The organism is Streptomyces sp. GC420 (assembly GCF_009916105.1).
Lineage (GTDB): Bacteria > Actinomycetota > Actinomycetes > Streptomycetales > Streptomycetaceae > Streptomyces.
Genome location: NZ_JAAAXQ010000248.1, coordinates 1 through 12,469, shown reverse-complemented (window position 1 = coordinate 12,469; position 12,469 = coordinate 1). Strand labels below are relative to the sequence as shown.

Annotated in this window: 13 protein-coding genes; 4 read left to right on the top strand and 9 right to left on the bottom strand. The window is 71.9% G+C overall.

The features are described 5' to 3' along the window. Nucleotides 1-428: 428 nt before the first annotated feature. Entirely contained in the window at nt 429-623 is a 195-nt protein-coding gene (locus GUY61_RS25910; protein ID WP_166632656.1) for a DUF6243 family protein, read from the bottom strand. A gap of 95 nt (nt 624-718) precedes the next feature. On the opposite strand from GUY61_RS25910, the gene GUY61_RS25905 reads away from it, so the two are divergent. Then, nucleotides 719-1,351: a TetR/AcrR family transcriptional regulator gene (locus GUY61_RS25905; RefSeq protein WP_166632655.1), complete on the top strand. Its 633-nt coding sequence runs from the start codon at nt 719-721 to the stop codon at nt 1,349-1,351. Here the strand turns inward: GUY61_RS25905 and GUY61_RS25900 are convergent. Further along, the gene (locus GUY61_RS25900) at nt 1,335-2,141 is read right to left on the bottom strand and encodes a glycerophosphodiester phosphodiesterase family protein (RefSeq protein ID WP_166632654.1); all 807 of its coding nucleotides are present in this window, start codon (nt 2,139-2,141) and stop codon (nt 1,335-1,337) included. The genes GUY61_RS25905 and GUY61_RS25900 overlap by 17 nt on opposite strands. Before the next feature lie 151 nt (nt 2,142-2,292). Here GUY61_RS25900 and GUY61_RS25895 point away from each other — a divergent pair, with 151 nt between their 5' ends. After that, nucleotides 2,293-3,054 (top strand): bifunctional DNA primase/polymerase, encoded by a 762-nt coding sequence (locus tag GUY61_RS25895; protein ID WP_166632653.1) that lies wholly within the window; start codon nt 2,293-2,295, stop codon nt 3,052-3,054. 360 nt (nt 3,055-3,414) lie between these two features. On the opposite strand, the gene GUY61_RS25890 is transcribed toward GUY61_RS25895, so the two are convergent. Genes GUY61_RS25890 through efeO form a run of 4 tightly spaced genes read right to left on the bottom strand, consistent with a single transcriptional unit; the run spans nt 3,415 to nt 7,675 of the window. Next, nucleotides 3,415-4,374 carry a hypothetical protein gene (locus GUY61_RS25890; RefSeq protein WP_166632658.1) on the bottom strand — a complete coding sequence of 320 codons (960 nt, stop codon included), beginning with the start codon at nt 4,372-4,374 and terminating at the stop codon, nt 3,415-3,417. After that, complete coding sequence (gene efeU / locus GUY61_RS25885; RefSeq protein ID WP_166632652.1) at nt 4,280-5,239, bottom strand: iron uptake transporter permease EfeU; 960 nt, start codon at nt 5,237-5,239, stop codon at nt 4,280-4,282. Before efeU ends, GUY61_RS25890 begins: the two co-directional genes overlap by 95 nt. Before the next feature lie 19 nt (nt 5,240-5,258). Further along, entirely contained in the window at nt 5,259-6,503 is a 1,245-nt protein-coding gene (efeB, locus tag GUY61_RS25880; protein WP_243766752.1) for an iron uptake transporter deferrochelatase/peroxidase subunit, read from the bottom strand. 11 nt (nt 6,504-6,514) lie between these two features. After that, nucleotides 6,515-7,675 (bottom strand): iron uptake system protein EfeO, encoded by a 1,161-nt coding sequence (gene efeO / locus GUY61_RS25875; protein ID WP_166632650.1) that lies wholly within the window; start codon nt 7,673-7,675, stop codon nt 6,515-6,517. Nucleotides 7,676-8,307: 632 nt separating this feature from the next. Between efeO and GUY61_RS25870 the strand changes: the two genes are divergently transcribed. After that, nucleotides 8,308-9,012: a PhzF family phenazine biosynthesis protein gene (locus tag GUY61_RS25870; protein WP_166632649.1), complete on the top strand. Its 705-nt coding sequence runs from the start codon at nt 8,308-8,310 to the stop codon at nt 9,010-9,012. Here the strand turns inward: GUY61_RS25870 and GUY61_RS25865 are convergent. Continuing rightward, a complete protein-coding gene (locus GUY61_RS25865) occupies nt 8,958-9,611 on the bottom strand; it encodes a heme oxygenase (biliverdin-producing) (protein ID WP_166632648.1) in 654 nt (217 codons plus the stop codon). The genes GUY61_RS25870 and GUY61_RS25865 overlap by 55 nt on opposite strands. A gap of 129 nt (nt 9,612-9,740) precedes the next feature. Then, nucleotides 9,741-10,598 (bottom strand): type I methionyl aminopeptidase, encoded by an 858-nt coding sequence (map, locus tag GUY61_RS25860; RefSeq protein WP_166632647.1) that lies wholly within the window; start codon nt 10,596-10,598, stop codon nt 9,741-9,743. A 55-nt stretch (nt 10,599-10,653) separates the two neighbouring features. Here map and GUY61_RS25855 point away from each other — a divergent pair, with 55 nt between their 5' ends. Continuing rightward, nucleotides 10,654-10,881: a hypothetical protein gene (locus GUY61_RS25855; RefSeq protein ID WP_166632646.1), complete on the top strand. Its 228-nt coding sequence runs from the start codon at nt 10,654-10,656 to the stop codon at nt 10,879-10,881. Between the two features lie 73 nt (nt 10,882-10,954). On the opposite strand, the gene GUY61_RS25850 is transcribed toward GUY61_RS25855, so the two are convergent. Beyond that, nucleotides 10,955-12,265, bottom strand: a complete 1,311-nt coding sequence (locus GUY61_RS25850) for an MFS transporter (protein WP_166632657.1) — start codon at nt 12,263-12,265, stop codon at nt 10,955-10,957. Nucleotides 12,266-12,469: the final 204 nt, after the last annotated feature.

Sequence of the window (12,469 nt, the reverse complement as noted above, 5' to 3'; positions counted from 1 at the left end):
CCGGTAGACAACCACCGGCCCCTCACCCGCTCCGCCCGCCGCCGGTCCGCCGGGCTCCCCGTGCGGCAGCGCCGCGCCGTCCCCGCCGCCGGACTCGGCCGCACCGGCCGCGGCCCCGGGACCCGGCGGTTCCGGGTGTTTCACGGGCCCACGTCACCGGCTCGCGTCACCGGCGCACCGCACCTCCTTCCCGGGCGGACCGGACAGCGTGCCCGGCCGGGGCGGGGGCACCCCGACCCTCCGTCGCGCGTCTTCGCCGCAGTGCCACCAGAGGCGGGCAGGCCCGTCCCGGGCGACCGCGGGCGGACGAGTCGTGGACCGCGCCCGAGGGCGGGCACCGGGTCCCGGGCGGACGCCGGGCGTCCGGTGCCCGATCCGCGGTTCGCCGCGGCTGCTCGCGCCCACGCGCGGAGCCGCGCCGGACCGGCTCACTCGCCGGCCTTCCCGGACCCGGCCCGGCGGTTCTCCTGGAGCCTGCGCAGGAGTTCGCGCTTCTGCGCCTGTGGGTCGGCGCCTCCGCCGGGCGAGGTGCCGCCGCGGGCTCCGCCGCGCAGCGAGGCCCGGGACAGGTGCTTGCGGGTGCCGCCGACGCCGAGCATGTTCCCCGCTCCACCACGAGTCATGATCACACCTCCGCCAGTTCTTTGGAACGAGACGTATCGTCTCGCATTCACCATAAGCGAGACGCGGCGTCTTGTCGAGCGATTAGGATGCGGGCATGGCCCAGAAGACCGCGCCCGACGCCGCGCGCCGCAGCGAACGCTCACGGCGTGCCATCCTCGATGCCTCACTCGCCCTGGTCGTGGAGCTCGGATACAACAAGCTGACCGTCGAGGCGATCGCCGCCCGCGCCGGCGTCGGCAAGCAGACCATCTACCGCTGGTGGCCCTCCAAGGCCGACGTCCTGCTCGACGCCTCGCTGGCCCTCGCGGAACACGCCGCCGAGGCCGGGGAATGGGAGGGCTTCCCGGACACCGGCGACCTCGCCGCCGACCTCAAACTGGTGCTGCGCGCCACCGTCGACGAATTCGGGGACGATCGATTCGAAGCCCCGGCACGCGCCCTCACCGCCGCCGGTGCCACCGACCCGGAGCTCGGCGAGCGTTTCACCCGCAAGCTCCTCGAACCCCAGCTCGGGCTCTACGAGGCACGGTTCCTTGCGGCCAGGGAAGCCGGGCAGATCTCCGCGGACGTGGACCCGCGGACGGCGACCGAACTCCTCGTGGGTCCGCTCACGCACCGGTGGCTGCTGCGCACCCGTCCCCTCACCCACGAGTACGCCGACTCCCTCGTGGACCTCGTCCTGCGCGCGCTGAGGCCCGAGCCCCCGACCCTCAGCGCCCACGGGTGAGCAGGCCCGGTGCGTCCGTGATGATCCCGTTGCAGCCCAGCCGCAGCGCCCGGTCCCGGTCCCGCGGCGTGTTCACCGTGTGCGCCCACACCCGGGGGATCCCGGACGCGGCCGCCCGGCGCAGGTCCCGGGCCCGGGCCCGGTAGTCCACGTCCAGGGTGTCGACGAAGCCGCGCCACCGGCTCGGCCTGTCGCCTCGCATCTGTTTCGCCGACCGCCACAGCTGGGTGAGCAGCCCGTGCGCGTGGATACGGCGGGCCACGTCCGGGCTGTTGGTGTTCACGAACACGGACCGGGTCAGCCCGCGCAGGCGGAGTTCCCGCGCGAGCGCGGGCAGCCCCCTGGGATCCTTCACCTCCAGCATCAGCACCACCTTGCCGCCGAGCCTGTCCAGAACCTCGGGGACGGTCGGCGGCCGCTCCGCCTTCCAGGCCCCGCGCAGCCGCGCGGGCGGCAGCAGCCGCACCTTGCGCCACTGGGCGAGCGTGAGTCTGCGCACAGGACCCCGCTTGTCGGTCGTCCGGTCGAGCGTCCGGTCGTGCATCGCAACGAGCGTGCCGTCGCGCAGCCTGCGCACGTCGACGTCGAGGATGTGCGCGCTGCCCCTCCGGTACGCCGCGAGCAGCCCCGACATGCTGTTCTCCGGCACCTCCAGGGCGCCGCCGCGGTGAGCGACGTACACCGGCCGGGGGAGGGTGTCGATGGCGGCCGAGCCGCCGGCCGGGGGCAGCAGGGGCGTCCCGGCCAAGGACAGCGCGGCGATGCTCGTCAGCAGACTCCGTGTGACCATGAGGCCAACGTAGGGCCGAATATGCCGATATGCCCGTCAATGGCGCCCGCGGGAGTCGATAGCACCAACCACCCCGGATGAGAACTCCGCCCACCCGCAGAGCAGGATGGTGGCAGCATGGAAGGGGACGACGGTTTGAGCGAGGGGATAGATGGGCACTGACTTCGGCCGCGACAACGGCGCGGACAGCAGGACCTCCCGGTCGACCTGGGGCTCCTGGGGATGGATGCGGCGCCGGCAGAAAGCCGCCGCGTCGACGGACGCGGACGCCGCCCGCGAGCGTCTGCGCCTGCTCCAGGAGGCGGCCGCCGCGGGATTCCCGCTCGCCCCCGCCGCCCATCCGGCCGACTACCGGTGTTCCTGCGACCGCATCGGCTGTCCCACCCCCGGCCGGCACCCCGTCTCCTTCGCCTGGCAGACCCAGTCCACGACGGACCGGGCACAGGTCGAGAGCTGGGCCCGCGCCCAGCCCCAGGCGAACTTCATCACCGCGACCGGTACGACGCACGACGTCCTCGACGTCCCCGCCGACGCCGGTCGCAGCGCGTTGGAGCGGCTGCTGTCCGAAGGCGTCGACGTCGGCCCGGTCGCCGAGACCTCCGACGGCAGGCTGCTCTTCTTCACCGCGACCCGGGGCACACCCGAGGACGAGGACGAATGGTGGCCCTGCGAACTGGACTGCCATCCGGAGACCATGGACGAGCACCCGGGCCTGCGCTGGCACTGCCGGGGCAGCTACGTCCTGGTGCCGCCCGCGCGGCTCCCCGGTGACGGCTCCGTGCGCTGGGTACGCGGCCCGGAGCGCCCGCTGCCCGACCCGCTGACGCTGCTCGAGGCCCTCACCGACGCCTGCGCACGCCACGCGGACGAGGGAGCCGACCACGCCTCGGTCGCCTGGCCCCTGCGCCACTGAGCCCCTCCGCGGGCGGGGCCGGGCTGCTTTTCCTTCCCCGCGCCGACACGCGAACCGCCGTTGTGGGGTGCCCGGCTCCTCGGGTCCGGCACCGGCGCCGAGGACCCAGGGACCCATGCCTTCCGGCCCTTCCTACCGGCGCCGGGGGCCTCGAAACGGCTCGAACTCCTCGATATGACCGGGAACTCCCCGGGGCCGCGGCCGTCTCCGCGGGACCACCGGGCCGTTTCCGCCCGCGTGCCGCGTGCCGCGTGCCGCGTGCCGCGTGCCGCGTGCCCGTAGGGGTTGCCCGCGGCACTTCCGGCGCACGGCGCACGCACCCGCGCCGCCCCGTGGCCGGGCCCGGGCCGGGCCACGGCCTCACGCGCCCTTGGCGCCCGTCAGGCCCTGGATCCGGTTGAGGAAGACCACCTGAGGCTGCGAGGACTCCTGCGACGGCACCAGGACCGCCTGGTTCGAGACGCGCTCCAGCGTGACCGTACTCCGGGCCTCGCCCGTCATCAGGGCCTTCACATCCGCGCTGATGTTCAGCCGCACCCCGCTGGCCGCCGTCTGCTGCTCGTAGTGCCGGGTGGCGAAGAAGACCAGCGCCGAACCGTCCTTCGTCCGCAGGCCGACCGGTGCGAAGGCCTCGGTGTCCAGGGCCTGGTCGACGTACTGGGTGGAGATGCCGGGCCTGTTGGCGTTCTTCACGCGCTCCGCGCGCCAGTCCGAGGTGTGCTGCCCGTCGGCGAAGACGCCGCCGCCGTTCTTCAGGTACGCCGCGTAGCCCGGGCCGAGGGCCCGCGGCGCCACCGCCAGGTCCTGGGCGTCGGCCGGCACGGGCTCCGCCCATCCGTCCGCGTCCGTCGCGAACTCGGGTATCTCGTCCGGCGTCAGGATCGACAGATACGCCGCTTCCCACGGCAGGCCGGCGCCGTCGCGGGTGAACACCAGCAGCCAGCGGGTGTCGTCGGGACCGCTGTCCCGGTCGCGGTTGCTGTCGGTGTCCGCGAGGAACCACTTGGGCCAGCCCCGCTGCTCGGGGATGGCGAACCGGGCGTCGGTCAGTTCCAGCGGGGAGTGGCTGGGGTTGCCCTGGGGGCTGGTGGCCTGCTTGGCCTTCAGCCCCGCCTGGTTGATCGCGCCGAGAGCGCCGGTGACCCGGCCCGAGTCGAGGGCCGGGTTGTACGCCTTGTCGGCGGCGTTGTAGGCGACGGTGAACCGGGTGAGCGCCTCGGCGGCCTCAGCTCTTGTCACCGACGGGATGATCTCCCGTTCCCCGTGCACCGTCACGCACCCGGTCGCCGTCCACGACAGCACCGCCGTCACTGCGGCCATCAGTGCGGACGGCCGCCTCAGCCTTCTCATCGGTCGCCTTCTGTTCCTTGGTACCCAGCGATCGACCGAACCCTATCGGGGCGAGGAAGAGTACGAGGGTCGGGATCAGATACAGCGCCCACACCGTGACCTGAAGCACCGTCGGATCGGGCTGGAAGTTCACGGTGCCCTTCAGGAGGGTTCCGTACCAGCTGTCCGGGGGGATGGTGGAGGAGACGTCGAAGGCCTTGTTGTCGAGTCCGCCCAGGAAGCGGGCCTCCTGGAGGTCGTGGAATCCGTAGGCGAGCACACCCGCGGCGACCACCACCAGCATGGCGCCCGTCCAGGTGAAGAACTTGGCCAGATTGATGCGCAGCGCGCCCCGGTAGAACAGCCAGCCCATCACCACGGCGGTGCCGATCCCCAGCAGCGCGCCGGCCAGCGGCCGCCAGCCGTCGTCCGCCGCGTCCACCGACCGCCACACGAACAGCGAGGTCTCGATGCCCTCCCGGCCCACCGCGAGGAAGGCGGTGGCGACCAGCGCGCCGGTGCCGACCCGCAGCGCCGCGTCCAGCTTGCCGTGCAGCTCGGCGCGCAGGTGCCGGGCGGTCTTCTTCATCCAGAAGACCATCCACGTCACCAGGCCGACCGCGACGATCGACAGACTGCCGCCGATCAGCTCCTGCGCCTCGAAGGTCAGTTCCTGGGTGCCGAACTGGAGAGCCGCGCCGAAGGCCAGGCTGATGCCGGCGGCGATGCCGACGCCCGCCCAGATCGGGGCCAGCGCCTTGCGGTTGTCCGTCTTCACCAGATAGGCGATCAGGATGCAGACGACCAGACTCGCCTCGAGGCCCTCGCGCAGGCCGATCAGATAGTTGCCGAACACGGTGTGTCCTCTCCGCCGGTCACGTCAGCAGCGCCCGGCCCCACCAGTCGTCCTTGTCGCGGACGCCCGGCGGGATCGCGAAAATCGCCGAACCCACGTGCTGGATGTACTCGTTGAGCTGGTCGTGACGCGCCAGGTTGCGCTGTACGGGGATGAAGGCGTCCCGTACGTCCCGCTGGTAGGCCAGGAAGAACAGCCCCGCGTCGAGCCGCCCCAGGCCGTCCGTGCCGTCCGTGTACGAGTAGCCGCGGCGCAGCATCCGGGCCCCGCCGTTGGCGTCGGGGTGGGCGAGCCGTACGTGCGAGCCCTCGGGCATCGCCTTGAGATGCGGCTCGTCGCGCTCCTTCTTCCTCCCGTACGGGGCGCCCTCGCCCTTCGTACGGCCGAAGATGTCCTCCTGCTCCTTCAGCGGGGTGCGGTCCCAGGTCTCGATGCGCATCGCGATCCTGCGTGCCACCAGGTAGGAGCCGCCCGTGAGCCAGCCGGCGCCGTCCTTCCCGGACACCCAGACGTGCCGGGCCAGTTCGTCCGCGTCGGTCGCCGCGATGTTCCGGGTGCCGTCCTTGAAACCGAACAGGTTGCGCGGGGTCTGCTCGTCCGGGGTGGTGGAGGAGGTCTTGCCGAAGCCCAGCTGCGACCAGCGGATCGCGACCTTGCCGAAGCCGATCCTGGCGAGGTTGCGGATGGCGTGCACGGCGACCTGGGGGTCGTCGGCGCAGGCCTGGACGCACAGGTCGCCGCCCGAGCGGGCCGGGTCGAGGTTGTCGCCGGGGAACTTCGGCAGCTCGACCAGCGCCTGCGGCCGCTTCTCCTCCAGGCCGAAGCGGCCGGAGGCGAACAGGCCCGGGCCGAAACCGACGGTGAGGGTCAGGCGGGAGGGCTTGAGGTCCAGTGCCTCGCCGGTGTCGTCGGGCGGGGCCTCGGCGAGGCCGAACGCGCCCTCGCCGACCGTCTGTCCCGCCGTCATCCTGGCCGCCGCCCGCGTCCATTCCTTCAGCAGCGCCACCAGTTCCTCGCGGTCCTCGGTGGTGACGTCGAATGCGGCGAAGTGCAGCCTGTCCTGCACGGCGGTGGCGATACCGGCCTGGTGCGCGCCGTAGAAGGGCACGGCCGCACCGCTCAGGGCGGCCGGCACCGTCTGCTCCGTGCCGTCGTTCCCGAGAGCCGCCACGGCCCCGCCGCCCGCCGCCGCGGCTCCGAGCGCGAGCCCGGCTCCGCCCCAGCCGAGGAGGGCACGCCGCGAGGGCGCCTTCACGTCGCTCATCTGTTCCCCCATCACTTCGTCACGACCGCGGCGGCAAGCTTCGACAGCGGTTCCGCGAGCGCGTTCACACCGTCGGAGAGCTCCTTGCGGTCCGCCTTGCCGACCTTGTCGTACGAGGTGAACTCGTACGAGTCCTTGTCCTCGCGGTACTGGTCGAGCAGCGTGTTCAGTGCCGCGAACTGCTTGACGAGTTCCTTGACCAGGGCCGGGTCGTTCTCCTTCGCCACCGGCTCGAGGAGTTCGAAGGACTTCTGGGCGCCCTCCACGTTGGCCTTGAAGTCGACCAGGTCGGTGTGGCTGTAGCGCTCCTCCTCACCGGTGACCTTGCCGGTGGCGACCTCGTCGAGGAGTTCCTTGGCGCCGTTGGCCATGCCGGTGGGGGTGATGTCGGCCTTGCCGACCCGCTCGGCCCAGTCCTCCAGGTCGGTGTAGAGCAGGTCCGCGAGTTCCTTGTCGCGGTCGGTGATCTTCTTGTCCTGCCAGAGCGAGCGCTCCAGGCGGTGCCAGCCGGTCCAGTCCTTCTCCAGGTCCTGGCCCTCCTCCAGGCCGTCCTCGCGGACGTCGACCTTCGGGTCGATGTCGCCGAAGGACTCGGCGACCGGCTCGGTGCGCTCCCAGCCGATGCGGGAGGGCGCGTACGCCTTCTTCGCCGCTTCGAGGTCGCCCGCCTTGACCGCGTCGACGAAGGTCTTGACCTCGGGCAGGGTCTCGTCGGCCTGTGCCTGGACGTAGGTGCGGTACTCGGCGACGGCCGCGTCCAGCCGGGGGTCGCGGGGCGCGCCGGTGGACTTGCCGGTGGCCTTGACCTTCTGGCGGATGCCGTCGCCCTTCATGCCGGGCTTGCAGGCGATGACGTAGTCGCCGGCCTTCACCTCGGCCGTGATGTCGGTGGAGGTGCCGGGGCCTATGTTCTCGCGCTCGGTGACGATCCGGTCGTCCGGGTAGAGGACGTAGACCTCGGTGACCTTGGAGCCCTTGTTCTCCACGGCGAGCTGGACGCGTCCGGCGGGGAACTCCTTGGCGGAGACCTCGCAGGAGTCGTCGGTCGCGGTGACCCGGACGGTGTCCTCGCCGCCGGCGTCGGCGTCACTCTTCTCGGTGCAGCCGGTGACGGCGGCGAGTGCGGCGACGGTCGCGGCAGCGGTCACGGCGGAGAGACGGACAGGACGCATTCGGGCTCCATGCGACGAGAGAAAGCGGTTCGCCTCAAGTGAGGCGAACCTAACTTAACCAAGGCTTACCTGGCTGGAAGCCATCCGTCCAGTGATTCCGCTCACGCGGACGCGCCGGGATCACGGGCGGCTCACAGGAAACCCATGGAAAGGTCAACCGGTGGTCAATCGGGAGTAAAGCCGGAGCCTCCCCCCGCCGCGGGCTGGGCCGGCGCGCCGCGCGCCCTCGCGGGTGCCTCCGTACTGGGTACTGGTCGCCGGCGCGGGCGCGGCCCTCACCTGCGCCGCCCGCGCGCACGGCACGGACGCGGGAGCGAGTGACGGCCGGACGGTGCACCGTGAACTCCGGTTCGTACGCCGGGCCGTCCACCTGATCCGTAAGACCCACGCCGTGCGTTGCGAGAGCCGAGCGTGTACGCCGTGCTGATCGAGGGCCAAGAGACAGCACATGCACCTCCTGGCGGTCCCGTATCAACCGGGCTGGTTCCAACCCGGCTGGTGTTGATCGTGGAAGACCTGTCGGGTCGCTGACCCGCAGGCGGCGTGAGCCAGGAACCCTTGGTTCGGCCGGGGGGATTCAACGTGCGGGAACGGCCTGACCGTCGCGGGCCCGCAGGTGCTTGAATGCGCGAGTGACTGAACGACTCGACGTACTCAGGGTCTTCTGCGGGCCCGACGGCCGTTTCGGCAACGAGCTGGGTGTGGTCAGGGACGGCCCCGCCGTGCCCGGTGCGGCGGACCGGCAGGCGCTCGCCGCGAAACTCGGCTACAGCGAGACCGTGTTCGTCGACGACCCCGAGCGCGGGGTGCTCGACATCTACACGCCCAGTGTCCGGCTGCCCTTCGCCGGCCACCCCCTCGTCGGCACCGCCTGGCTGCTCGACCTGGAGGAACTGGTCACCGAGGCGGGCGAGGTCTTCGCGCGGCACGACGGCGAGTTCACCTGGATCACGGCACGCCCGGAGTGGGCGCCCCCGCGCACCCTGGCGCAGTACGCCGACCCGGCGGCCGTGGACGGCCTGCCCGCCCCGCCCCCGGGCGAGGGCTGGCTGTACGCGTGGGCCTGGGAGGACGAGGCGGCGGGCCGGGTACGCGCCCGCGCCTTCCCGCGGCGCGGTGACGGCATTGTCGAGGACGAGGCGACGGGCGCCGCGGCCCTGCTGCTGACGCACGAACTCGGCAGGGCCCTGAACATCACGCAGGGGCGCGGTTCGCAGATCCTCACGGCACCGGCCCCCGACGGCTCGGTCGAGGTGGGGGGCCGGGTGCGGCTGACGGAGGGTTACGCGCTCAGCGGGAACCTCTCGCCGAGCTCGCGGAAGACCGCCCCGTTGTAGTCGAAGGCCCGCTTGCACTCGTCGACGATCCGCTGCTTCTCCAGGTCGTCGGCGACGATGCCGTCGAGCAGCTCGCGGTAGCCGCGCTTGAAGGCGGCGGGATTGGCGATTCCCTCGAAGACGTAGAACCGCACTCCGTCGCCCTTGCGCTCGAAGCCCCAGGTCTTCTCCGCCGTACCCCGGATGATCTGACCGCCCGACAGGTCGCCTAGATAGCGTGTGTAGTGGTGGGCCACATAGCCGCCCGGCCAGGTGCGGGCGCATTCCTCGATCCGTCCGGCGTACGCGGCCGTGGCCGGCAGCGGGGTGAGCCCCTCGCGCCAGTCCGGGCCGCTCAGGTGCGCCAGGTCCCGCTCCAGCTCCGCGACCCGCATCAGCTCCGGCCGGATGAACGGCCCGGCGACCCGGTCCTCGCGCAACGCGTCCGCCCAGGCCTCCAGGGCGCTGTAGACGAACCACAGCTGCTCGGTGTAGCGGGTGTACGCCTCGACACCGAGCCTGCCACCCAGCATGTCGCTCATGAACGAGGAGTTCTCCGCCTCGGTGTGCTGTTCGTGCGAGGCGGTGCGGATGAGCACGGAGAACGGCGTGCCGTCCAAGGCGGACCTCCTGGACAGAGGGATGGGGCGCGTACGGCGTACGGCCTACTCCCGATCCTGCTGCTTAGGCTTACCTAAGTCAACGGCTTGCCGACGCCCTGTCGGTAAAAACGGTACCCCTTCCTCCGCTCACGGCAACGTGAGGATGTCCGCGCCCGTGTCCGTGACCACCAGTGTGTGCTCGAACTGCGCGGTCCGCTTCCTGTCCTTCGTCACGACGGTCCAGCCGTCGTCCCACATGTCGTACTCGTGGGTGCCCAGCGTCAGCATCGGCTCGATGGTGAACGTCATGCCCGGCTGCATCACGGTCGTCGCGTGGGGGCTGTCGTAGTGCGGGATGATCAGCCCGGAGTGGAACGAGGAGTTGATCCCGTGCCCGGTGAAGTCCCGGACCACCCCGTAGCCGAAGCGCTTGGCGTACGACTCGATGACCCGGCCGATGATGTTGACCTGACGGCCCGGCCGCACCGCCTTGATCGCCCGGTTCAGCGCCTCCCGGGTGCGCTCCACGAGAAGCCGCGACTCCTCGTCGACGGCACCGCACAGGTACGTCGCGTTGTTGTCGCCGTGCACCCCGCCGATGTACGCCGTGACGTCCAGGTTCACGATGTCGCCGTCGCGCAGCACCGTGGAGTCGGGGATGCCGTGGCAGATCACCTCGTTGACGGACGTGCACAGGGACTTGGGGAAGCCCCGGTAGCCGAGCGTCGAGGGATAGGCCCCGTGGTCGCACATGAACTCGTGGGCGACCCGGTCCAGCTCGTCCGTGGTCACCCCCGGCGCGATCAGCTTCGCGGCCTCCTCCATCGCCTGCGCCGCGATCCGGCCCGCGACACGCATCCGCTCGATCGTCTCGGCATCCTGGATCTCCGGCCCCGTGTAAGGGGTGGGCGCGGGTCTGCCCACATATTCGGGACGGCGGATGTTTCCGGGTACAGAGCGGGTGGGGGACAGTTCCCCTGGAACGAGCAGCGACTGGGCAGACATGCGAGCGAGTGTAGTCAGCGCGTCGGTACCGGTCAGGCGGCGAGAGGAGCCGGGAATGGCCCTGTTCAAGAAGCGCACGGTCGGCAAGGCGGGCGAGTGGTACTACTGCCTCGAGCACAAGAAGGTCGAGGAGGGCCCCGAGTGCCCGGCCAAGGACCGCTTCGGCCCCTACGCCACCCGCGGTGAGGCCGAGCACGCGATGCAGACCGCCGCGGAGCGCAACCTCCAGTGGGAGAACGACCCGCGCTGGCACGACTCGGCGAGGGCGGGCGAGGACGACTGACCGCCCCCGGGAGCCGGGGGGTCCGGCCGGGCCGTGCTGCGGGAGCGCCGCCCTCGCCCCGGGGCGGACGGGGCTACTTCGGCATCACATCCTGGTCGGCCGCCGCCTCCCCGGCCTCCCCGGCCTGCCCAATCCGACCGGTCGCCCTGCGGCGGCGGGCGGCCAGGGCGTCGGGGTCCGTTCTCGCGTCGTACGTCGCCAGCTTCGGCAGTGCGGCGGTGAGCAGCCCCACGGACAGTGCGCAGGCGAGCCCGCCGGCCCAGACGGCGGGCCGGGTCCCGGTCCAGCCGGCCATCGCGCCGGCGCGGACCTGGCCCAGCTGCGGGCCCACGCTGTACGACAGCACCTCGATGCCCGCGAGCCGCCCGCGCAGTTCCTCGGGGATCGTCTGGTTCCAGATCGTGGAGCGGCCCAGACCGCTCAGCATGTCTCCGGCGCCCGCCACGGCCAGGGCGAGCAGCACGGCCCACACGCTGTCGAGCAGGCCCGCCGCCGCGATCGCCAGCCCCCAGCCGGCCGCGCCGTACACGACGAGCAGCCCGTGCCGACGCACCCGCGAGGTCCAGCCGCTGGTCAGGCTGAGCACGACCGAGCCCGCCGAGCCCGCCGCGTACATCAGGCCCAGCGACCACTCGGCGCCCAGGTCCTCCGCCAGGAACGGGAAGAGGGCGTTGGGGAAGGCGAACAGCATCGCCGCCATGTCCACGGCGTACGTGCCGAGCAGCACCGGGCGCGACCACGCGTACCGCGCGCCCTCCGCGATGCCGCGCAGCGAGGGCTTCTCCGCGTCGTGCGAGGGCGGTGCCGGCGTCAGCCGGGTGCAGAGCGCGACGGAGACGGCGAAGCCGAGCACCGTCACGGTGTACGCCGCGGCGAAACCGGCGTAGGCCACGACCAGCCCGGCCAGTGACGGGCCCGCGATCGCGCCGGTCTGCCAGCGCAGCGAGTTCAGCGCGGCCGCCGCGGTGAGCTGGTCGTGCGGCACGATACGGGCCATCAGCGAGTCGAGGGCCGGGCGCTGCAGGCCCGCAAGTGCGGAGACACCGGCGGCGACCAGGTACAGCGGCCACAGCAGCGGCCGCGGCAGCAGCGCGTTCACCAGCAGCGCGGCGGCGAGGAGGCCGAGCCCGGCCTCGCTCAGCACGATCACCCGGCGCCGGTCCACGGCGTCGGCGAGCGCGCCTCCGTAAAGCCCGAAGACGACCAGCGGCACCAGCTCCACCGCGCCCATCGCGCCCACCGCGAGCGGGGAGTCCGTCAGCTCCTTGATCTGCAACGGCAGCGCGACCATCGCCATGAAGCTGCCGAAGTAGGTGATGAGGCCCTGCACGAACAGCAGCCGGAAGTCGCGGGTGGAGCGCCAGGGGGACAGATCGGGAAGCACCGCGGCGAACCCCGGTCCCGGCTTCCGCTTCTGCCCCTGCTTCTGCCTCTGCCTCTGGTTCTGCTTCTGGTTCTGCCTCTCGCTCTGCTTCCGGTCCGGCGTCTTCTTCGGCTTCGACGGCTTCGGGGTCACGGCCGCCCATGCTCCGCCGCCGACCCGCTCCCGGCAACAGAATTCCGTACCCGCCACGGGGCGGCCGGGCAC

What these genes read in the sequence shown, in the direction of transcription:
- GUY61_RS25910 (WP_166632656.1), bottom strand. Translation starts at nt 623, where the DNA reads ATGACTCGTGGTGGAGCGGGGAACATGCTCGGCGTCGGCGGCACCCGC.
- GUY61_RS25905 (WP_166632655.1), top strand. Translation starts at nt 719, where the DNA reads ATGGCCCAGAAGACCGCGCCCGACGCCGCGCGCCGCAGCGAACGCTCA.
- GUY61_RS25900 (WP_166632654.1), bottom strand. Translation starts at nt 2,141, where the DNA reads ATGGTCACACGGAGTCTGCTGACGAGCATCGCCGCGCTGTCCTTGGCC.
- GUY61_RS25895 (WP_166632653.1), top strand. Translation starts at nt 2,293, where the DNA reads ATGGGCACTGACTTCGGCCGCGACAACGGCGCGGACAGCAGGACCTCC.
- GUY61_RS25890 (WP_166632658.1), bottom strand. Translation starts at nt 4,374, where the DNA reads ATGGCCGCAGTGACGGCGGTGCTGTCGTGGACGGCGACCGGGTGCGTG.
- efeB (WP_243766752.1), bottom strand. Translation starts at nt 6,503, where the DNA reads ATGAGCGACGTGAAGGCGCCCTCGCGGCGTGCCCTCCTCGGCTGGGGC.
- efeO (WP_166632650.1), bottom strand. Translation starts at nt 7,675, where the DNA reads ATGCGTCCTGTCCGTCTCTCCGCCGTGACCGCTGCCGCGACCGTCGCC.
- map (WP_166632647.1), bottom strand. Translation starts at nt 10,598, where the DNA reads ATGTCTGCCCAGTCGCTGCTCGTTCCAGGGGAACTGTCCCCCACCCGC.
- GUY61_RS25855 (WP_166632646.1), top strand. Translation starts at nt 10,654, where the DNA reads ATGGCCCTGTTCAAGAAGCGCACGGTCGGCAAGGCGGGCGAGTGGTAC.